The 19,793-nt window shown below is 74.0% G+C and carries 17 protein-coding genes; 4 read left to right on the top strand and 13 right to left on the bottom strand.

All coding sequences use genetic code 11. From position 1 onward, the window contains the following. The first annotated feature begins 15 nt into the window (after positions 1–15). Positions 16–783 (top strand): glutathione S-transferase N-terminal domain-containing protein, encoded by a 768-nt coding sequence (locus tag ACME2J_RS10840; RefSeq protein ID WP_495544929.1) that lies wholly within the window; start codon positions 16–18, stop codon positions 781–783. A gap of 140 nt (positions 784–923) precedes the next feature. Here the strand turns inward: ACME2J_RS10840 and ACME2J_RS10835 are convergent, their stop codons facing one another. From ACME2J_RS10835 to ACME2J_RS10775, 13 genes are all read right to left on the bottom strand, one after another. Next, the gene (locus ACME2J_RS10835) at positions 924–2,300 is read right to left on the bottom strand and encodes an MlaD family protein (RefSeq protein ID WP_495544928.1); all 1,377 of its coding nucleotides are present in this window, start codon (positions 2,298–2,300) and stop codon (positions 924–926) included. Continuing rightward, positions 2,300–3,610, bottom strand: a complete 1,311-nt coding sequence (locus ACME2J_RS10830) for an MlaD family protein (protein WP_495544927.1) — start codon at positions 3,608–3,610, stop codon at positions 2,300–2,302. Before ACME2J_RS10830 ends, ACME2J_RS10835 begins: the two co-directional genes overlap by 1 nt. Then, positions 3,610–4,980 (bottom strand): MlaD family protein, encoded by a 1,371-nt coding sequence (locus ACME2J_RS10825; protein WP_495544926.1) that lies wholly within the window; start codon positions 4,978–4,980, stop codon positions 3,610–3,612. Before ACME2J_RS10825 ends, ACME2J_RS10830 begins: the two co-directional genes overlap by 1 nt. Beyond that, positions 4,977–6,314: an MlaD family protein gene (locus ACME2J_RS10820; protein WP_495544925.1), complete on the bottom strand. Its 1,338-nt coding sequence runs from the start codon at positions 6,312–6,314 to the stop codon at positions 4,977–4,979. Before ACME2J_RS10820 ends, ACME2J_RS10825 begins: the two co-directional genes overlap by 4 nt. After that, a complete protein-coding gene (locus ACME2J_RS10815; protein WP_495544924.1) occupies positions 6,311–7,747 on the bottom strand; it encodes an MlaD family protein in 1,437 nt (478 codons plus the stop codon). The genes ACME2J_RS10820 and ACME2J_RS10815 overlap by 4 nt, the downstream gene beginning before the upstream one ends. Continuing rightward, entirely contained in the window at positions 7,744–9,138 is a 1,395-nt protein-coding gene (locus ACME2J_RS10810) for an MlaD family protein (RefSeq protein WP_495544923.1), read from the bottom strand. The genes ACME2J_RS10815 and ACME2J_RS10810 overlap by 4 nt, the downstream gene beginning before the upstream one ends. A gap of 1 nt (position 9,139) precedes the next feature. Next, positions 9,140–9,988, bottom strand: coding sequence for an MlaE family ABC transporter permease (locus ACME2J_RS10805; RefSeq protein ID WP_495544922.1), 849 nt, complete (start codon positions 9,986–9,988; stop codon positions 9,140–9,142). Continuing rightward, positions 9,988–10,842: an MlaE family ABC transporter permease gene (locus ACME2J_RS10800; RefSeq protein WP_495544921.1), complete on the bottom strand. Its 855-nt coding sequence runs from the start codon at positions 10,840–10,842 to the stop codon at positions 9,988–9,990. Before ACME2J_RS10800 ends, ACME2J_RS10805 begins: the two co-directional genes overlap by 1 nt. Positions 10,843–10,951: 109 nt before the next feature. Next, entirely contained in the window at positions 10,952–12,145 is a 1,194-nt protein-coding gene (locus tag ACME2J_RS10795) for an ABC transporter ATP-binding protein (protein WP_495544920.1), read from the bottom strand. Beyond that, positions 12,142–12,981, bottom strand: coding sequence for a helix-turn-helix transcriptional regulator (locus ACME2J_RS10790; protein ID WP_495544919.1), 840 nt, complete (start codon positions 12,979–12,981; stop codon positions 12,142–12,144). The genes ACME2J_RS10795 and ACME2J_RS10790 overlap by 4 nt, the downstream gene beginning before the upstream one ends. A 20-nt stretch (positions 12,982–13,001) precedes the next feature. After that, positions 13,002–14,462: a pyruvate, phosphate dikinase gene (locus ACME2J_RS10785; RefSeq protein ID WP_495544918.1), complete on the bottom strand. Its 1,461-nt coding sequence runs from the start codon at positions 14,460–14,462 to the stop codon at positions 13,002–13,004. Further along, positions 14,462–15,088, bottom strand: a complete 627-nt coding sequence (locus tag ACME2J_RS10780; protein WP_495544917.1) for a hypothetical protein — start codon at positions 15,086–15,088, stop codon at positions 14,462–14,464. Before ACME2J_RS10780 ends, ACME2J_RS10785 begins: the two co-directional genes overlap by 1 nt. 23 nt (positions 15,089–15,111) lie before the next feature. After that, a complete protein-coding gene (locus ACME2J_RS10775; RefSeq protein ID WP_495544916.1) occupies positions 15,112–16,740 on the bottom strand; it encodes a phytoene desaturase family protein in 1,629 nt (542 codons plus the stop codon). A gap of 115 nt (positions 16,741–16,855) precedes the next feature. Here ACME2J_RS10775 and ACME2J_RS10770 point away from each other — a divergent pair, with 115 nt between their 5' ends. From ACME2J_RS10770 to ACME2J_RS10760, 3 genes are read left to right on the top strand one after another with little or no spacing between them, the layout of a single operon-like run. Further along, positions 16,856–18,496 (top strand): PEP-utilizing enzyme, encoded by a 1,641-nt coding sequence (locus tag ACME2J_RS10770; protein WP_495544915.1) that lies wholly within the window; start codon positions 16,856–16,858, stop codon positions 18,494–18,496. 12 nt (positions 18,497–18,508) lie between these two features. Further along, entirely contained in the window at positions 18,509–19,150 is a 642-nt protein-coding gene (locus tag ACME2J_RS10765; RefSeq protein ID WP_495544914.1) for a TetR/AcrR family transcriptional regulator, read from the top strand. Next, positions 19,147–19,785 carry a TetR/AcrR family transcriptional regulator gene (locus ACME2J_RS10760; RefSeq protein ID WP_495544913.1) on the top strand — a complete coding sequence of 213 codons (639 nt, stop codon included), beginning with the start codon at positions 19,147–19,149 and terminating at the stop codon, positions 19,783–19,785. Before ACME2J_RS10765 ends, ACME2J_RS10760 begins: the two co-directional genes overlap by 4 nt. Positions 19,786–19,793 lie beyond the last annotated feature (8 nt).

Below are 19,793 nucleotides of genomic sequence, written 5' to 3'. Positions count from 1 at the left end.
GGGAGAGGAGAGAACATGACGGCGACGCTCTACGGAATGAAGCACTCGCACCCGGTGCTGTGCTCGAGGCTCGCGCTCGAGGCGACCGGGATCGACCACAACGTCCGGCACATCCTGCCCGGGATGCACGGCCTCTACGTCCGCGCCCGCGGCTTCGACAAGTGGACGGTGCCCGCCCTCGCGCTCGAGGGCCGCCGCGTCCAGGGCACGATCGCGATCGCCCAGGAGCTGCACCGCCACTACCCCGACGCCGGCATCTACCCGAAGGACGCCGACGCGCGGGCCGCGGTCGAGGCCGCCGAGCGCTGGGGCCACGACGAGCTGCAGCCGATCGCGCGGCGCGTCTTCCGCTGGGCCGGCCTGCGCCACAACGCGGTGCGCGAGTGGATGGCGCGCGAGGTCGTCGGCTTCCCGGCCCCGGCGCTCGCCGGGCAGGCCTTCGTGCCGGTGATGCACCTCTTCGCGATCCGGATCTCCGGCGCGGACGACGAGCAGGTCCGCGAGGACCTCGCCCGCCTCCCCGGCCTCCTCGACGAGGCCGACCGGCTCGTCGAGCAGGGCGTCATCGGCGGCGAGACGCCGAACGCCGCGGACTTCCAGGTCGGCGCCTCGCTGCGACTCCTCATGGCCCACGAGGACCTGCGCCCGATCATCGAGCCCCACGCGTGCGGCCAGGCGACGCTGCGCCTCCTCCCGGACTACCCGCGCCCGCACGAGGCGCTCGCGCCGGTCCCGGCGGTGCTCCCGGAGGAGTGGCTGCCGAAGGCGGCCACCCCGGCCTAGCCCCTTCGCCCGAACCCCTCCGGCCCCCGACCGCGCGAGAACTCAGACCGTGGCGCCGAGCGCGACGCTCTGAGTTCTCGGCCCGGCGGGGGCTCCCCGGGGCAGGTGCTCCGCGGGGCGCGGGCACGGGCCGACCGCGCTCAGCAGTCCGCCTGCACCCGCGGGTAGACGTAGCCGGACTCGCGGAGCGCCTTCGGCCCGGAGACGAGCATCTTGCCGACCGCCGAGGACTCGTCGGTGCCGATGATCCCGGGCTTCGGGTACGGGCTCCACGTGAGCGGCGAGCTCTTCTGAAGCAGCCCGGCGCGCAGGAGGGTGTGCGACGCCTTCGTCACGTCGTCGGGCAGACCGGCGGCCGAGTTCTCGCCGACGATCGGCGTGAGGCGGATGAGGTGGCCGACCGCGTCGTAGCTGTTCGACGCCGAGCCGAGGCCGATGATCGTCGCGATCGCGTCCTTCGTGTAGGGACGCGTGTAGCGGATGACCGGCGCGAGCTCGCAGATCGTCTCGTGCAGCTCGGGCATCGCCGTCCCGAGCGGGCCGGAGGCCGACTCGAGTCGGCGCAGCGTCGTCGTGAGCGGCGGCGCCGCCTCGCCGAGCTCGCCGACGACCTCGCGCCCCTGCTGGGCGGCGGGACGCAGCGCGCGGATCGCCGGCCGCAGGTCCTTCACTGTCCCCGCGAGGTTCGCGACCACCGGCGTCGCCGCCCGTGAGGCCGTCGTGAGGAGCCCGCTCGTCTCGCGCACCTGGCGCAGCGTCGCAGGCAGCTCCTGCAGCGTCTCGGCGAGCCGCGCGTCGCGCCCGCCGAGCGCGCGCAGCGCGGTGAGTCCGCGACGCGCCGTGACGCGGATCGCCTCGCCCTGCTCGCCGAGCGTCGCGCTCACGCGGCCGAGCCGGTCGACGAGACGCGCGACCTGCGCCCGATCCTCGGAGAGCAGGTCGAAGAGCCGCCCGCCGTCGTCGACGATGCCCGACGACGCGCCGAGGGTGCGGTTGAGATCGCGCCCGTGGCCGTCGAGCGCGGACCCGGTGGCGCGAATGAGCTCGCGCGCGTCGTCCCGCGCCTCGCCCTGGAGCACCGAGAGGATCTCGTCGACGTCGACGTACTCGTCGGCCTGCGTGATCGGGAGGACGTCCTCCTCGGCCAGCGACCGGTCGGACCCGCCCGGCGTGATCTCCATGTAGTTCTCGCCGACCGGCGTGCGCTGGCGCAGCGTCACGCGCGAGTCGACGGGCACCGGGACGACCCGCTCGTCCGTGATCTCCATCTCGACGAGGGTCCCCGCGCCGCGGCGCTCCACCCCGGTGACCCGCCCGACCTGCGCCCCGGCCATCGCGACCTTCGCCCCCTTCTCGAGCGAGGCGGACGTCGCGACCATCGCGCGGACGGTCGTCGTGCTGCCGTCGACGAGCGCCCCGGCGAGCTGCAGCGAGACGAGGAAGACGCCGGCGGCGACGACCATCCCGACGACGACGGTCACGAGGTGCCCGCGGAACCGGGGGATCGGCGTGCCCATCAGCGGAAGTCCTTCTCGGTCGGGACGCGGCCGCCGATGACGCGGCCCGGCGTGCAGGCCTGCGGCGCGTACTCCATCGGGTCGTTGAAGAGCGAGCTCGACTGCGCGCCGACGACGACGTTGCCGCGCGGGATCGGCCCGCGCGCGTCGCCGAACTTCGCCATCGAGGCGTTCCACTGGAAGAAGCCCTGGACGCCCTTCTTGCACCCGGCGAGCTCGCGGGTGACCTTGTCGATCGTGTCGATCTGCGGCGCGAGCGCGTCGACCGCGACGTCGAGGTCGGCGGCGAGCGGGCGCAGCGCGCGGGCGAGCGGGACGAGCTCGGTGACCGGCTCGCGCAGAGCGGCGACCGCCGGCGCGAGGTCCTCGCCGAGCCCCTTCAGCCCGCCGAGGGACTCGGGGAGGACCTCGACGACCGGCCGCAGCGACACGAGCGCGCCGTCGACGTCGTCGAGGACGCCGCGCGTCGCGGCGAAGCTCGTCTCGATGCCGCCGAGCGCCCGCGGGAGCTCGTCGAGCGTCGCGGCGAGCTGCGGCGAGGTCTTCTGCAGGGCGTCGAGGGTGGCGCTGCCCTCCCGCAGCAGGGTGCGGAGCTGCTCCTCGCGTGCGCCGAGCTCGCGCGTGAGCGTCGCGGTGTTGCGGACGAGGCGCCGCACCTGCGGCTCGCGCTCGGCGAGCTGGCGCGAGATGCGCCCGGCGGCGTCGACGAACGGCATGACCGTGACGAAGATGTCGCGCAGCGACTCGCCGCGGTCGTCGAGCCCGTTCCCGAGGTCGTCGAGGAGCGTCGCGAGACGCGTGCGCTGCGACGGGCCGAACATGTTGAGGACGTCGGACACGTTCACCGGCAGCTCGGTCTGCGTCGGGGCGAGCGGCTCGTCGGGGTCGGCGACCCCCGCCTGCGGCGTCCCGCGGTCGACGATGTCGAGGTACATGTCCTGCAGGGCGGTGTTCGGCCGCAGCTGAGCCTTCGCGTCGCGGTAGATCTCGCCGTGCTCCTCGCGGACCGAGACGCGCAGCACCGGCTGGTCGCCCTCGACGTCGATCTCGTCGATCGTGCCCACGGGGACGCCCTTGAAGCGCACCTCGTTGATGCCGGGCTGCACGGCGGTGACGTCGTCGACGGCGAAGCTCACCTTCGTCGTGCTCGACAGCGCGTTCGGCGCGACGTTCGTGAGGATGTACGTCGCGCACGCGAGGCCGATCGCGACGAAGAGGACGACGACGAGCGCCGGTCGCGCGCCGCGGCGCAGCTCGAGCTCGACGCGCGCGCGGTTGATCTTGTCGGTGCGCCGCCTGCGGACGTCCATCAGCCCTCACCCTCCGTGCGCGGGTCGTCGGCCGTGTTCGGGGTCGGACCGAGCGGCTGGTAGGAGAAGTACGTCTGCAGAGCCTTCGTGAGGTCCCCGCACGCCGCGATCTGCGCCGAGTCGGGGTTGTTGATGTAGAGCTGGCAGGGCAGCGAGTTGAGCGGCGCGCTCCCGGTCGTCGCCGGGAAGCGGATGAAGTGCCCGCCTGCGTCCATCTGGCCGCCGGCGCCGGCCGCGAGGGCGGAGAAGGTCCCGCCGATCATCACCGCCGTCGACTTGCCGGTCTCGGGGTCCTTCTCGGCGATGTAGGGGAGGATCGTCTCGTCGGTGCGCGCGAGGCTCGGCTCGAGCTCCTCGACGAGCGGGAGCCCGCGCTTCGCCGTCGAGGCGATCGACGCGACGGCCGGCCGGAGGGCGTCGAGCAGCGGGACCGCGCGCCGCGCGAGCGCGTCGGCGTCGACGACGACCGGGCGCAGCGTGCGGAAGGTCGGTGCGACGTCCTCCGCGGGCGCTCGCAGGTCGGTGAGGATCGGCGTCGCGATGTCGAGGGTCCGGTCGAGGCGGCCCGTCGTCGCCTGGATCTCGCGCAGCGTCCCCGGGCTGCGGCGCAGCGAGGCGCGCAGCGCGTCGGCGCGGCCACCGGTCGTCGAGAGGGTCGCCGCCGCGCCGGAGACGACGCGACGCAGCTCGTCGCGCGGCGCGTCGAAGGCCCGCACGGTCTTCGCGGTCTCGGAGACGAGGGCACGGAGGTCGCGGTCCTCGTCCATCCCGCGCAGCGCGCCGACGCCCGCTTCGACGTCGGGGGCGATCTCGCCGACCGCGTCGAGGAGCCGCGCGGGGGCCCGCTCGTCCTCGAGCGCGTCCGCGAGCTCGACCGGCAGCGTGCGCAGCCCGCGGGCCGTGTCGCCGCGCACGACCCGGGCGATGTCGTCGACCTCGACCTGGCGATCGGTGCGGTCGGCCGGGATCGTGCCCGCCAGCGCGCCGCGGGCGGAGCTGCCGCGCTCGAGATCGACGTAGAACTTGCCGCCCAGGAGGGTCTGGAACCGCAGCACCGCGCCGGCGTCGGCGTAGAGGGGGCCGGCGTCCTCCTCGACCTCCATCGTGACGACGGTGCTGCGACCGTCGTCACGCAGCTCCGTCTCGGTCACCGTCCCCGCCTCGATGCCCTGGATGCGCACGTCGTCACCGGCGCGCAGCTGCTGGCTGTCGGCGAAGACGGCGCGGACGGTCCGCGTGTCCTTCGGGTCGAGCAGCGCGGTGATCGCCCCCGTCATCCCGAGGACGACGAGGAGCGTCACGACGGTGACCGCGACGACGCCGATCGCGGCGTCGCGATCCGCGAGGAGGCTGCGCGCGCGGCCGGTCATCGCCCACCCCGCAGCGCGACCGGGCGCTCGATGATCGGGTACGGCTTCGCGAGGTACTCGCACGGCTCGGGATAGCCGTCGCGGACGAAGAGCCCGGTGGTGTCCTTCGCGCTGAGCGCCTCCTCGGGGAGCGGCGCGGCCGCCTGCAGGCGGAACTGCATCGCCGGCCCGTTCGGACCGCCGCCCGCCCGGGTCCCGAGGCCGGTCATGCTGCGGAACACCGCGCCGAAGTTCGTGATGTCGCAGCCGTAGGGCGCGATGGTGCGGACCATCGGGGTGACGTCGTCGAGCATGTCGGCGAGCGGTGCGAGGACCGGCTTCGCCGCCCTCGTGAGGCCGAGGACGGCCGGCACGGTCGGGTCGACGCGCTCGAGGAGCACCCGGGCGCGAGCGAGAGGCTCGTCGCTCTCGCGCAGGAGCGCGGTCGTGGCACGCAGCCCGCCGGGCGCGTCGGGCAGCGTCACCCGGGTCTCACGGGAGAGCGTGCGTGCCGCGGCGACGAGCGGGCGGGCCGCCGTGAGGCCGCTCGTCGCGGCGCCGAGCGCGCCGGGCGCCTCGTCGAGCGTGGCGCGCGTCGCGTCGCGCTCGTCGACGAACGGCGAGAGAGCCCGAGCCGCGGCGGGGAACATCGCGGCGATCGCCTCGCGCTCCGCGTCGAGCGGGCCGACGCCGTCGCGCAGCGACGGCAGCAGCCGGCCCACGGCCCCGCTCGAGGAGCGCAGGGTGCGGAAGAGCTCGGTCGTCGGGCCGATCTCGTCGGCGCCGATGCGGAGCAGGTCGTTGACGTCGCCGCCGCGGCCCGCGAAGCCGTCCCCGAGCTCGGCGAGCATCGGCCGCAAGGCCCCGCGCGTCTCGTCGTCGAACGTGTCGAGGGCGTCCGTGGCACCGAACGTGAGGGCGTCGTCGCCGCCCTCGATGACCGCGCTCTGCGGCAGCTCCTCCGGGCTCTCGCCGGGGACGATCTCGACGAAACGGGCGCCCAGGAGGCCGTTCGCGCGGATGCGGATGCCGCTGTCGGCGGGGATGCGCGTGCCCGGCTCGATCTGCAGGAGCAGCTCGCTCGAGCCGTCCGGCCCGAGCCCGATCGTCTTCACCTGGCCGACCCGAACGCCGCCGAGACGGACCGGGTCGTGCTCGATGAGGCTGCCGATGCGCGGCACGCTCGCCTCGACGAAGCGGTAGTCCCGCAGGGGCACGCCGTCGTAGAAGGTCGTCGCGAGCCACGCGAAGCCCGCGATGAGCGCCGCGACCGCGAGCCCCCGGCCGAGCACGCGGCGCGGCGGCTCGGTGTCGTAGCGCCGGTGACGGCGCGGGTGTCGCCCCGGGCTCCTCATGGGGCGAGCAGGAAGTCGAGGAGGCCGGAGCCCCCGGTGGACGGGACGGGACGGGCGTCGGGGGCCGTCTTGCCCGTGAGCCCGCCGAGGACCCCCTCGACGCCCTTCGTCACGTCGTCGACCGTCTTGTCGAGCTGCAGGGCCTCGAGCGCGTCGTCGACGACGGGGACCTTCGGGCGCGGCGCCTTCGGCGTCCCGGCGCCGGATGACGGGCCGTCGGCCTTCGGGGCCCGCGCCGCCGGGCGCTCCCGCCGCGGGGCCCTCTTCTTCCTCGCGCGCTCCCGCGCGGACAGCCGGTCGACCATCGTGAGGAGGAGGTCGGGGCTGAACGAGGCCTCGCCGCGGAAGACGTGACCGAGCTGGTCGCGGAACTGGATCGCGCGCGACCAGTTCTCGAGGACCGCGATGGTGTTCGCCGAGCTCTTGTCGAGCGTGTCGGTGACCGGCGGCAGCTCGGTGGCGAGCGTCGCGGCGCTCCCGGCGGCTCCACGCGCCTCGCGCAGGACGGGCGTCGCACCGGTCGCGAGCCGCGTGAGCTGCGGTGCGACGTCGGTGGCCTCCTGGAGCGTCGGGTCGGCCGCCCGGCGGAAGCCGTCGACCTCGGCGAGCGTGCCGACGAGGTCGGGCGCCGCCGCGCGGATCTCGCGCGCCGCGGGGCCGAGGTCGACGGTCGCCGCCTCGAGCTCGGCGAGCGTCGCGCGAAGGGCGCGCAGCGTCGCGGGCGCGCGGACGAGCGTCGCCTCGAGCTCCTCGCGCTTCGCGGAGACCGTGCCGGCCGCGTCGCCGACGGTCTCGATGAGCTCGGTGAGCTCGCGGCGCTCGGCGGCGACCTGCGCGACGAAGCGGTCGCTGCGCTCGACGAGGTCGCGCATCGTCTCGTCCGTCGTCGCGAGCTCCTGCAGGACCGGGCCGGCCTGCTCCATCCCGACCGGCAGCTCCTTCAGGAGCGTCGCGACGTCGACCTTGCGCCCGACGACCGCCGCGCCCGCCTCGCTCAGGAGGATCCGCGCCCGCGTGCGCGTGTCCGCGTCGAAGACCGAGAGGACCTGGTCGAGATCGGTGGGCGTCGTCACGCGCGCGCCGTCGAGGACGAAGCCGTCGGGCGCGGGGTCGCGAGGGTCGCCGGGGTCGAGCTCGACGCGCTTGAGGCCGAGGAAGTTCTGGGCGACGATCGCGATCGTCGCGTCCTTGCCGACCTTGCCGACCTCGTCGTCGAGCTCGAGGTCGGCGACGACGCGGTCCTCGTCGTCGATCCGCATGCGCACGATGCCGCGGTCGAGCCCGCCGACCCGCACGGCCGAGCCGTCCTTGAGCCCGTTGGCGCTCTCGAGCGGGACGGACACGGTGTAGGGGTCGTCGCCGGCGACGGCGATCGCCAGGACGATCGCGACGACGGCCACGGGGAGCGTGAGGACGAGGGAGCGCAGGTTCACGGCCGGCCCCCCTTCGGCAGCGGGACGACCGGGGTGAGCTCCGGCATGTCGAACAGCTTCTGCGCCGGCCGGATCTCCGGGTCCTTCTGCGGGTCGAGCGCGTCGGGCCCCGCCCCGCACTCGGGGAGGAACCACGGCTGGTCGGCGAGGGTGCCGGGCGGCCGCGGGAACCCGTACTCGAGACCGGTGAAGAGCTTCTTCGCCTCGCCTGCGTCGTAGGGCGAGACGTTGGTGAACGCCGGCGCGTAGTTCTGCACCTGGGCGCGGATCAGCTTGTCCTTGCCGTCCGTCCCGCTGAAGAAGTCGCCCCAGTTCGTCCAGAACGAGTTGATCTCGGGCGTGTACGGCCGGATGCACTCGAGGTTGTCGACCGCCTGCCGGCCGATCGACTCGAACCGCGGGCCGAGGCCCTCGAGCTTCGCGAGCAGCGGGTCGAGATCGGGGGCGGCCGTGCGGGCGGTCGCGAGCGTCGCCGTCGCGTCCGGCCCGATGTCGCGGACGGTGCGCAGGAGGCCGTCGAGCGGCTTCGCGGTGCGCCGCGCCGCGGTGACGCCCGGGGCGATGGCGCGCACGACGCTCGTCGCCCGCTCGAGCGCGGTGTCGGTCGTCGCGAGGGTCGCCCGGGTGGCGCGCATCGTCGCCGGCGCCGCGTCGAGCGCGCCCGACAGCCCGTCAGCCTCGTCGGCGATCGCGTCGAACGTCCGCCCCGCGCCCGAGAGGAGGGCCCGGAGGTCGGGCCGCGCGGCGTCGACGGCGCCGAGGACGCGGTCGGTGGACCGCACGAGCGTGCGGACCGCGCGCTGGTCGGCGTTGACCTGCCCGACGACGGCGGCGGCCTCCTCGAGGGCGGCGGGACCGCGGTCGAGCGTGCGCCGCAGCCCGTCCCGGCTCTCGCCCATCGCCTCGCCGCCCTCGATGAGGAAGCGCCGGAGGTCGTCGCGGGCGTCCTGCGGGAAGCGCGTGAGGAGCTCGTCGAACTCGACCGGGAGGTCGACGGCGGACGTCGGGAGGCGCCCGCCGTCCTCGACCGCGACGCCCGGCCCGTCGCCGCGGCGGATCGCGATGTAGCGGTTGCCGAAGTTCGCGGTGCCGCCCCAGCGCAGCTCGAGCGTCGTCCCGCCGGGCAGCGGCCACGCCTCGTCGTCGACCTCGAGCTCGAGCTCGGCGTCGCGGCCGCCGTTCACCGGCTCGATCGCCGCGACCCGCCCGACCTCGACGCCGCTCTGGCGGATCCCCTGACCCTCGATGACGTTCGTCGCCTCGCCGACGGTGACGCGGAAGCGATGGGCGTCGTCCTCCTCTCCGCGCGCGCCGAGCGCGACCGCGGCGAAGGCGACGCACGCGAGGAGCACGACGGCGAGCGGGATCGAGGAGGGGGCGCGCTGCTCCATCTCAGCCGCCGATCGGGAGCTTCGCGTCCGTCCCGAACACGACCACGGCGGCGACCGCGGCGATGACGTGGAGGAGGACGAGGTTGACGACGAGCGACCGCGCGACGGACGTGCCGACGGCGGCGGGACCGCCCTTCGTGCGCAGCCCGTAGAAGCACGCGACGACCGCGGTGAGGAACGCGATCCCGGTGCAGGTGAGCATGACGAAGATCGAGTCGCCGAAGCCCTGCACGCTCCAGTGGACGGAGAGGAACGTGTTCGTGGAGATGCCGCCGAGGAGGACGACGACGATGAGGTAGGCGCCGACGATCGTCGCGACGAGGCTCACGAAGGCGGCGATCGGGGCGAAGATGAGCACGCCGACGAGCCGCGTGCCGATGAGGTAGCGGCGCGGGTCGACGCCCGTCGACTCGAGCGCGTCGACCTCCTGCTGGATCTTCATCGCGCCGAGCTCGGCGGTGATGCCGCAGCAGATCTTCGCGGTGAAGACGTAGCCGAACATCGTGCACGCCGTCTGGCGGGGGCCGACGACGCCGGTCGTGAGGCCGAAGAAGTCGCCGGCGCCGATGCCGCGCAGGAGGAAGAAGCCGAACGTCCCGATGACGGCTCCCTGGAAGAGCTGCATGAGGAAGACGAGCGGGATCGACCCGCGCAGCATCAGCGACGCTTGTCGCAGCGCCTCGGAGGCGTAGCCGGAGGCGCCCGGCAGCGCGGCGATCGACTCGCCGAGGAAGCGCGTCATCTCGCCCGCCTCGCGCGCGGCGGCGCGCAACGGCCCGACCGGCGCGGCCGCCGCCGGCACGGCGGGGTCGGGGGCGCCCGCGGAGGGGGTGGGGGCGGTCGTCGCCATCAGCCGCGGAGCACCGAGACGTCGGGGAACACGGTGAAGTAGGCGAGGTTGAAGACGACGTCGAACAGCCAGATCCAGAAGAACGTGATGACGACCGTCTGGTTGACCGCGCGGCCGACGCCCTCCGCGCCCGGCGCCGACGAGAGGCCCTTGTAGCAGGCGACGACGCCCACGAAGACGCCGATGACGGCGTTCTTGAGGAACATCGTGAAGTAGAGGTCCGTCGGCCGGATGATGTTCGCGACGGAGTCGAGGTAGACCCCGCTCGAGAAGCCGAAGTAGCCCGGCGAGATGAGGAAGTTGACGAGGTTGACGCCGAGGAGGCTGAGGAACGCGAGCGCCGGCATCGCGAGGCTCATCGCGACGACGCGGGGGACGACGATCGACGCGATCTTGTCGACGCCGAGGACGCTCATCGCGTCGAGCTCCTCGCGGATCTTCCGCGCGCCGAGGTCCGCGGTGACCGCGCTGCCGACGACCCCCGCGAAGATCATCGCGGTGATCCACGTCGCGATCTCGCGGCTCCAGATGATGTAGACGGTGCCGCCGATCCGGTCGGCGATCCCGAGGCTCGTGAGGATCCCGCCGAAGAGGATGATCCCGAAGCCGATGAGGTAGACGGAGTGCGAGAGCAGCAGCGGGATCGCGCAGCGCCGGAAGGCGAGGCTGATCTCCTGCACGGTCTCCCGCCACCACGGGTAGGGCGGCGTGAGCGCGCGCCGGAAGGTGAGCAGCGCGAGCTGCCCCATCTCGCCGGCGGCCTTGAGGCTGCCGCCGACCGGCGTCCCGAGCACGGCGGAGCCGAACGTCCCGCCGTACGGGTTCGTCGACGCGCCTCCCCCCTTCGCGCTCATCCGTGTGCGCCCCCCATCCCACGAATGACCTTACGCCGGAGGCTTGCGGCGCGCGTAGGCCCGAGCGGGCTGTTCGCACGCCCCCACCGGGCTGTTCGCCCGAGGCTCATCAGACGTCCATCCCGAGGGGCCCGTCCGCAGCGCCCGCGAGGAACTGCCGCACGAACGGGGTGTCGGACTCGAAGACGTCGTCGGCGAGCCCGGACTCGAGGACCTGGCCGCGCCAGACGACCGAGACGTGATCGCCGATCAGCCGGGCGAGCATGACGTTGTGGGTGACGATCACCATCGTCCCGCCGTGCAGCGCGTGCTGCTCGACGAGCAGGTCGCCGAGCAGCGCGGTGCGGACCGGGTCGAGCCCCGAGTCCGGCTCGTCGCAGAGGACGATCCCCGGGGCGAGGACGAGCGCCCGGGCCAGCCCCGCCCGCTTGCGCATTCCGCCGGAGAGCTCGTTGGGCATGCGGTGCGCCGCGTCCAGCAGCCCGACGTTGGCGAGGTGCGTCTCGACGACCTCGCGGACCTCGTCGTCGGCGAGGTCGGTGTGCTGTCGCAGCGGGAAGGCGACGTTGTCGTAGACGTTCATCGCGCTGAACAGCGCGCCGTCCTGGAACATGACGCCGATCTCGCTGCGCAGCGAGAGGATCTCCGCGCGGCTCATCCGCGAGAGCGCGCGGCCGCGGATGAGGACGTCGCCGGAGTCGGGCTTCATGAGGCCGATGACGTGCTGCAGCAGCACGCTCTTGCCGGTGCCCGACGGGCCGAGCACCACCGAGATGACGCCCTCGGGGATCGCGATGTCGAGGCCCTGCAGCACCGCCTGCGACCCGAACGCCTTGCGCAGCCCACGCGTCTCGATCGCCAGCAGCGACGGATCGATCGACGCCCCCGCCGGCCGCTGGCCCGCGCGCACCTCGGCGGCGTCCGACGGCGTCCCCGCCTCCAGTCGCAGCAGTCGCCTCACGAGCGGGTCCACCTCGAGATAGCGCCGCACCGGTCCGGTCGCCCGCACATCGCCGGCGACCACCGCGGCCGGCATGTTGAGGCGCCCCTCGGCGAACGCCTCGGCCATCTCCTGGTCGAGCTCGATCGTCACCTCCGCCGGCTCGTCCTCGCGGACCGTCGGCTCGTCGCGATCGAGCAGCAGCGTCACGCAGGACTCCCCGCCCGCGACGCGGAACGCGACGCTCGTGTCGGCGTAGCAGAGCCGCGCGCGCAGGTCGTCATCGGCATCCAGCGCGGCGGCGAGTCGCCCGCCGAGCCTCCACGCCTCTCCGTGCGCCATCGGAACGTCCGTGCCCGTCATTCTCGTCCCCCTCGAGTGAGAGCAAGGTACCGGCTGACCGCCTCGACGCGGTTCGCTACCTCGAGCTTGCGCAGGATCCGGGCGACGTGGCCCTTCACGGTGTCGGGCGAGAGGAAGAGCTCGTCGGCGATCTCGCGGTTCGACCGGCCGACGACGAGCCGCTCGACGATCTCGGTCTCGCGCTCGCTGAGGAGGCCGAGGGAGGGAGTCGACGTGGTCGCCGACGCCGGCCATGCCGTGACCGGCGCGGCGCCGCGTCGCGACGGCAGGACGAGCGGCGCGTCGCGCATCTCCTCGAGGAGCGCGGCCGTCGTCACCATGAGGTGCCGCAGCTCTGCCGTCACCTCGGTCTGGCGCGCGTGGAGGAGATGCCCCTGCAGCGCGAGGCCGACCGCGGCGGCGAGCGCGCGCAGGCCCTCCGCCTCGTCGGTCGTCACCTCGCCCGCGTCGCGGAGGACGACGAGGAGCGCGAGCGGGAAGCCGTCGGGGGCGACCGCCGCGCTCGCGACGACGTTCTCGCCGAGCGCCTCGGCGATCGTGCTGCGCTCCGCCTGCCCGGGGCGCCCCAGCGCCGCGGCCTCCGCGGTCCGCGAGGTGAGCTCGATCGGCGACGCGAGCACGCGCCGGCGGAGGAGGTCGCTGTCCTCGTCGGCGAGCGCGCCGCAGTCCTCGGCGGTGAGCCGCGACCCGGCAGCGGTGAGGACGAGCGCGCGCTCGAAGGGCAGCTCCTCGACCGCGATCGCGCTCGCGCGGGCGAAGAGCTCGCGCACGTCGGCGGCGCCGCGCAGCCGCGCGACGACCCCGAGGACCGGGGCGGCGTCGGCCCAGCGTGTCACGTCGCTCTCCACCACGGCCCTCACGTCGCCGCCGTCCCCAGCCGGTCGAGGGCGCGGGCGGCCGGAGCGTCCGGCTCGTCACGCGCCCACTGCGCGAGCGTCGCGAGGTCGCGGTCGTCCTCGATGCGCGTCTCGACGAGCGGCAGGACCCCGTCGTAGATCTCCCCGCGGGCGCCGTCGACGGTCACGTCCCGGCCGGCGAGGCGGTCGACGACGCCGGTGCCGCACCCCACGACGCAGGGCCGGCCGAGCTCGCGGCTCACGACGGCGGCGTGGGACGTCGAGCCGCCGAGCTCGGTGACGACGGCGGTCGCGACGATCATGCCGTGGACGTCGTCGGGGTCCGTCGTCGGGCGCACGAGGACGACGTCGCCGTCGTCGGCGAGATCCTCCGCCTCGTCGGCGTCGGTCGCCACGCGACCGGTTCCGGCGCCGGGGCACGCCGGCTCGCCGCTCGCCAGGACGGTCGCCGCGGCCCGGACCTCGGCGGGGACGTGCGGGCGCACGAGCGCCTCGACGTCCTCGGCCCGCACCCGCCGCAGCGCCTCGCCCGGGGTGATGCGCCCCTCGTGGGCGAACGCGACGGCGAGTCGCACCGCGGCCTCGGGAGAGCGCTTGGCGATGCGCGTCTGCAAGAGCCAGAGGCGCCCCGACTCGACCGTGAACTCGATGTCCTGGACGTCGAGGGCGTCCTCCTCGAGCCGCGTCGCCGCATCGAGGAGCTCGGCGTGGAGGGCCGGGGCGCGCTCGTGGAGGACGTCGAGCGGCAGCGGGTCGTGGCGGCCGGAGACGACGTCCTCGCCCTGCCCGCCCGGGAGGTACTCGCCGTACGGCGCGGCAGCGCCGGTGAGGGGGTTGCGGCTGAAGAGCACGCCGGTCCCCGAGTCGTCGTCGCGGTTGCCGAAGACCATCGCCTGGACGGTGACCGCGGTGCCGCCCTCGTCGCCGAGGCCGTGGTGGCGGCGGTAGGTGCGGGCGCGATCGGACTCCCACGACGCGAAGACGGCCGCGACGGCCGCGCGCAGCTGCTCGCGCGGGTCGGCGGGCGGCGCCTCGCCGACGACCCTCGCGAACTGCTCCTCGAAGCGACGGCGGCTGTCGGCGGCGAACCGCGCGTCGCCGGTCCGGGCGCCGAGCGCGGCCTCGACGTCGTCGGTCATCCCGAGGTTGAGGACGGTGTCCATCATCCCGGGCATGCTCCGCGCGGCGCCCGAGCGGACCGAGAGGAGCAGGGGGTCCTCACCGCGACCGAAGGTGCGCCCGAGCGCCCCTTCGATCCACGCGACGCCGTCGGCGAGCGCCTCGTCGGTCCCGTCGGGGAGCGTGCCGCCCGCCGCGTGGAACTCGGCGCACGCCGAGGTCGGCAGGACGAAGGCCGGCGGCACCGGCAACCCCAGCGACCGCATGTGGTTGAGGCCCCACGCCTTGCCGCCGACGTCCTCGCGGCGCAGGGCGGCGGTGCCGTCGAGACGGACGAGCATCAGAGGGCCCTCCCGGCCTCGGCCTCCTCGATCCGCGTGCGGCCGAGGAGAGCGATGAGGTCCTCGTGCAGCTCGAACCAGACCGTGTGGTAGCTCTCGACGAGCGGCTTGGCGACGTAGTCGTGGTCGCCCCGCTCGACGCGCCGGGCGGCGTCCGCGAGCCGCCGCGGGTACGTCGCGAGCGGCGCGGCCGACGCCCCGAGCTCGTCGACGAGGCCGGCGACCGACACGTGGTGGGCGACCACCCGTGAGGCGACCTCGTCGTCGTAGACGCGGTCGGAGTGGTCGTTGGGCTCGCCGTCGCGCATCTGCCACGCGGTCATGAGCTCCTTGATCGCGTCGTTGGGCTCGTGGAAGCGCTCGTAGAGGGCCTCGAGCGCGGCTCCGTCGACCTCGGTGCGAGCCGCCTCGAGAAGCTCGGCGACGCGCGCTCGCCCGTCCGCCGTGACGCGGAAGGCGTCGCTCTTCTCCTTGACGTGCTCGGCGGCGACGGCGGCGGTGAGCACGTCGCGGACCGACGCCTCGTCGAGCCCGGTGACGGCTTGGAGCACGTCGAGCCCAGCGCGGCCCTTGAGGGCGAGCGCGCGCAGGACGGCGAGCTCGTGGGTCGTCGTGTGGGAGGTCATGGCGGTGTCCTCTCGTGTCGTGGTCAGCGGCGTGCGAGGGCGGCGACGCGACCGCGTGCACCGCCCGCGGCGTGGCGTCGGATGAAGGTCTGCGAGGCGACGTAGCCGGGGATCCCGCTGATGCCGCCCGTCGGATGCGTGCCGGCGCCGCTGATCCAGAGGCCCTCGACCGGCGTCTCGTAGGCGCCGAAGCCCTGCGCCGGGCGCAGCGGGCCGAAGCGGGCCGCGGCCGGCTCGACGTGGTAGACGTTGCCGCCCGGCACGTGGAAGCGCTCCTCGAGGTCGGAGACGTGGAAGACGCGCCGGCCGATCTCGAGCGTGTCGAGGCCCTCGTAGACCTCCGCGCACTCCTTCAGCACGCGGTCGCCGATCTCCTCGCGGACCTCGGACCACGGACGGTCGGGGTGCATCGGCGTGATCCCCGACCACAGCCAGAAGGTGTCCTGCCCCTCCGGCGCCTGCGTCGGATCGATCGCCGACGGGACGATCCCGATGAAGCAGACGGGGTCGGGCCACTTGCGCGCGACCGTGTCGTCCCACGCCTGCATGTGCTCCTCGAAGGTCTGCCAGCTGAGGATCGGCTCGCGGAGGTCGAGCCTGTCCTCGCGCCACTCGCGGGCCTTCTTCGCGATCTCGATGCGGCCCTTCACCGCGACGTCGATCTTCAGCGTCCCGGTCTCGAGGACCGCGGTCGGGATGCTGTCGGCCCGGCGCTGGAGACGGTCGGGCAGGATGCCGCGCGGCAGCATCTCGGAGAGCGTCGCCTTCGGGCTGCACGTCGCGAGGACGTGGCCGGCGCGGATCTCCTCGCCGTCGACGAGGCGCACGCCGACGACCCGGTCGCCCGCCGTGACCAGCTCGGCCACCTCGGCCGAGGTCCGCACGCGGCCGCCCGACTCGACGAGCGAGGAGTGCAGAGCGTCGGTGAGCGCGCCCGTCCCGCCCTGGAACCGGGCCGAGCCGGTCCGGTGGCACATCCCCACGTAGACGAGGCCCCAGGCGGTGCCGTCCTGCTTCATCCAGCAGAACGGGGGCATCGAGGCGAGCGCGCCGCGGACGAGCGGGTGATCGAAGCGCTCGGTGATGAACTCCGCGTGCGAGGTCGTGAGGAACTGGGTGAGCGGCGCGAGGTCCTTGCGCCGGCGGACCGCGGCCGGGAGCGCGCGCAGCACCGTCCGCGGGTCGGGCCGCGTCGGGTGGGAGAGCATGAACGGGATCGCGAGCTCCATCGCGGCGTCGAGGCTGCGTGCGAACTCGAGGTAGTTGTCGGCGTCCCTGCGCGAGAAGCGCCGCAGCTCGTCGGCGGTCCGGCGCGGGTCCTCCCAGAAGGCGAGCGAGGCGCCCGTGTCCTTGTCGAGGTGGACGTGGAAGGGATCGGCCTTCAGCTGGACGAGGCCGTGGCGACGCAGCTCGAGGTCGCGCTCGATGCTCGTCGCGCGGAAGAGCGAGGCCTGGATGCCGCCCTCGTTGACGAGGTGCCCGGGCGCGCCGTCGATGACGGGGTTCGTCGAGATCATCCCGCCGACCGTGGGCGAGGCCTCGAGCACGAGGACGCCGAGGCCGGCGCGCGACAGGTAGCACGCCGCGACGAGGCCGTTGTGTCCAGCGCCGATGACGACGACGTCGGCGCCCCCTCCCGTGGGCTTCAGCATTGGGCGAGAATACACATTGTTCGAATAGCGTGTACTTTTTCTTTCACGCCGCTCTATAGTGCCGCAGAGCGCGGCCTCTGGAAGAGGAACACGCTGTACGAATACGTTGTCTCCGATGAGCGAGCCCCCTGTGACGCCAGAACCGCAGAACCCCGTCCACATGCACTCGTCGCCCGCCGTGCGTTGGACGACGGTCAACTTCGCCGAGGCCATCCAGGGCGTGCAGAAGCCGCTGTCCTGGGGCATGTGGGACCTCTCGATGGAGACGTCGGTGCGCCGGACGTTCGGGGCGATCGGCGTCCTGCGTCGCGGCGAGGTGCCCCCGCCGGCGAGCGCGGACGACCGGATGAGCGGCATCTTCTACGGGCGGGTCGCGGGCAACATCGAGGTCTTCCGCCGCGTCGGCGACGGCATGCCCGGCAGCTCCGGCGACATGATCGAGGAGAAGCTCTTCGGCAAGGAGCCCGAGGGCGGGAGCCGCAAGACGGCGTCCGACTACCTCCGCTACCCCGTCGTCGCGGCGAAGCTGCCGCGGGCGGCGCGGCGCGCCCCGCGCGAGCTGCCGGACATGCGCGCGGGCCACGGCGACTGGTGGCGCCGGGAGGTCCTCGACGCGCCACCCCGAGACCTCGCCGGCGCGCAGCGGCTCCTGCGCGAGGCGGCCGACCAGTTCATCGCCGTCGGCGAGCTCCACGCGACGGCGACGCTCGTCGCGAGCGCCCTCCTCGACGAGCTCGGCGACCTCGCGGAGCGCGCGACCGGCGACCGCTCCCTCGCGATGGACCTCGCGACGGGCTACGGCTCGATGGAGGAGACCGCGCTCATCCGCGACCTCTGGGAGGCCTCCCGGGGCCGCTTCGACGTCGACGAGGTCGTCCGCCGCCACGGCTACCACGGCCCGGACGAGGGCGACCTCAGCAGCCGCACGTGGCGCGAGGACCGCGGCCCGCTCGACGCGATCCTCCGCAGCTACGCGAAGAAGGCGTCGTTCGAGGACCCGAGCGCGCGCGAGGCGCGTCAGCTCGAGCGCCGTCGCGCCGCCGAGCGCGCGCTGCTCGCCGGGCTGCCGCGGCTGCGCCGCCCGGGCGCGCGCCTCGTCATGCGCCTGGCGAGCACGTACATCCCGCTGCGCGAGATCGGCAAGGCGTCGTTCCTCCACGCGCTCGACGCGGCCCGCTGCGCCGCACGCGCCGGCGGCCGCGCGCTCGCCGAGGCGGGGAAGCTCGCCGACCCCGAGGACGTCTTCTTCCTCACGTTCGACGAGTTCCTCGGCACGACCCCCGCCGACCTCGCGGCGCGCGTCGACGAGCGGCGTGAGCGGCACGCGCGCTACGAGACGCTCACGCTGCCTCCGTCCTGGACCGGCGACCCGGAGCCGGTCCCGCTCGCCGACGGCCCGGCCGCGTCGGAGGAGCCGGTGACCTCGCTCAAGGGCATCGGCGTCGTCGGCGACACCGTGACGGGCACGGCCCGCGTCGTCACCGACCCGATGGACGCCGACCTCGACGACGGCGACATCCTCGTCTGCAGGACGACGGATCCGAGCTGGACGCCGCTCTTCATGCTCGCCGACGCGCTCGTCATCGACACCGGCGGGGCGATGAGCCATGGGGCGATCGTCGCCCGCGAGCTCGGGGTGACCTGCGTCATCAACACGGTGACGGGCACGCGCGACATCCCCGACGGGGCGACGATCACCGTCGACGGCAGCACCGGCACGGTCACGGTCGAGCCCGCCCGCCAGGTGACGGCGTAGGCTCCAGAGCACGTGCCGTCGGTCACGCGAAAGCCCCGCGTCGGGCGTGCGGAGCGCCAGGAGCAGCGCCGCGAGGAGATCCGCGGCAAGCTCCTCGCCGCGCTCGAGCGCCTGCTCGACGACGGCACGAGCTACACCGAGCTGAGCGTCGAGCGGCTCATCCGCGAAGCGGGCGTCGCGCGCTCGACGTTCTACGCGTACTTCGAGGACAAGGGCGACCTCCTGCTCGGGCTCGCGGGGGGCGTCGTCGACGAGATCCTCGCGTCGGCCCGCGACTGGCTCGCCCTCGGGGAGGGCGCGACGGAGGACGACCTCGCGTCCGCCCTGCGCGGCTTCGTCGAGACGTACGTCGCGCATCGCGTCGTCCTCGCCGCGATCGCCGAGACCTCCGCGCACGACCCCGACGTGGAGGCGTTCCTCGGCGAGCGCCTCGACGTGCTCGTCGCGCACATCGCCGACCACCTCGAGGCAGGTCGAAAGAGCGGTCTCGTGCGCGACGCCGTCGATCCGCCGGCGACGGCGGTGTGGCTGAGCGCCATGCTCGAACGCGGGATGCACCAGCTGCTCGGCCCGGGGCGCCCGGACGACGTCGACCGGACGGTCGACGGGCTCACCGGCCTGCTGTGGAACGTCCTCTACCGGGACGCGGCGTGACCCGGGCGTCCCAGCTCCCCGGCGCCGCGCGCCATCGCCGCCGCATCGAGATGGGCGAGCGCCTCCTCGTCGCCGCCGAGAGCCTCCTCGCCGGCGGGACGAGCTACACGCAGCTGAGCGTCGAGGACCTCATCTCCGAGGCGGGCGTCTCGCGCACGTCCTTCTACAAGACCTTCGAGGGCAAGGGCGACCTCCTCCAGGCGTGGCTCGAGCAGGTGGTCGACGAGATCGAGGACGCCGCGGACACGTGGTTCAGCCTCGTCGCCCCCGAGGGTCCCGAGGCGATCCGCGAGGCCCTCGCGGTCTCGGTCGAGACCTACGCGCCGCACGCGATGCTCCTCACCGCCGCCTACGAGAGCGCGCCCTTCGACCCGGACGTCCGCGCGACCGTCGACGACATGGTCCACCGCGGCGTCGGCGGCCTGCGCCGGCACATCAAGCGCGGTCAGCGCGCGGGCTGGGTCGACCCCGAGCTCCCCGCCGACGACGTCGCGGTCTGGCTCACCGCGATGAACCAGCGCGGGTTCCAGCAGCTCGGCCGCGTCGTCGACGGGCTGTCGGTCGAGCGGCTGCTCGACGCGCACTCCCGGATCATCTGGGACGCGCTCTACGAGCACGCGCCGCACAGAAGTTGAAAGTTCTT

Source organism: Paraconexibacter sp. (assembly GCF_059438195.1).
This window is presented reverse-complemented; position numbering and strand designations above follow the sequence as displayed.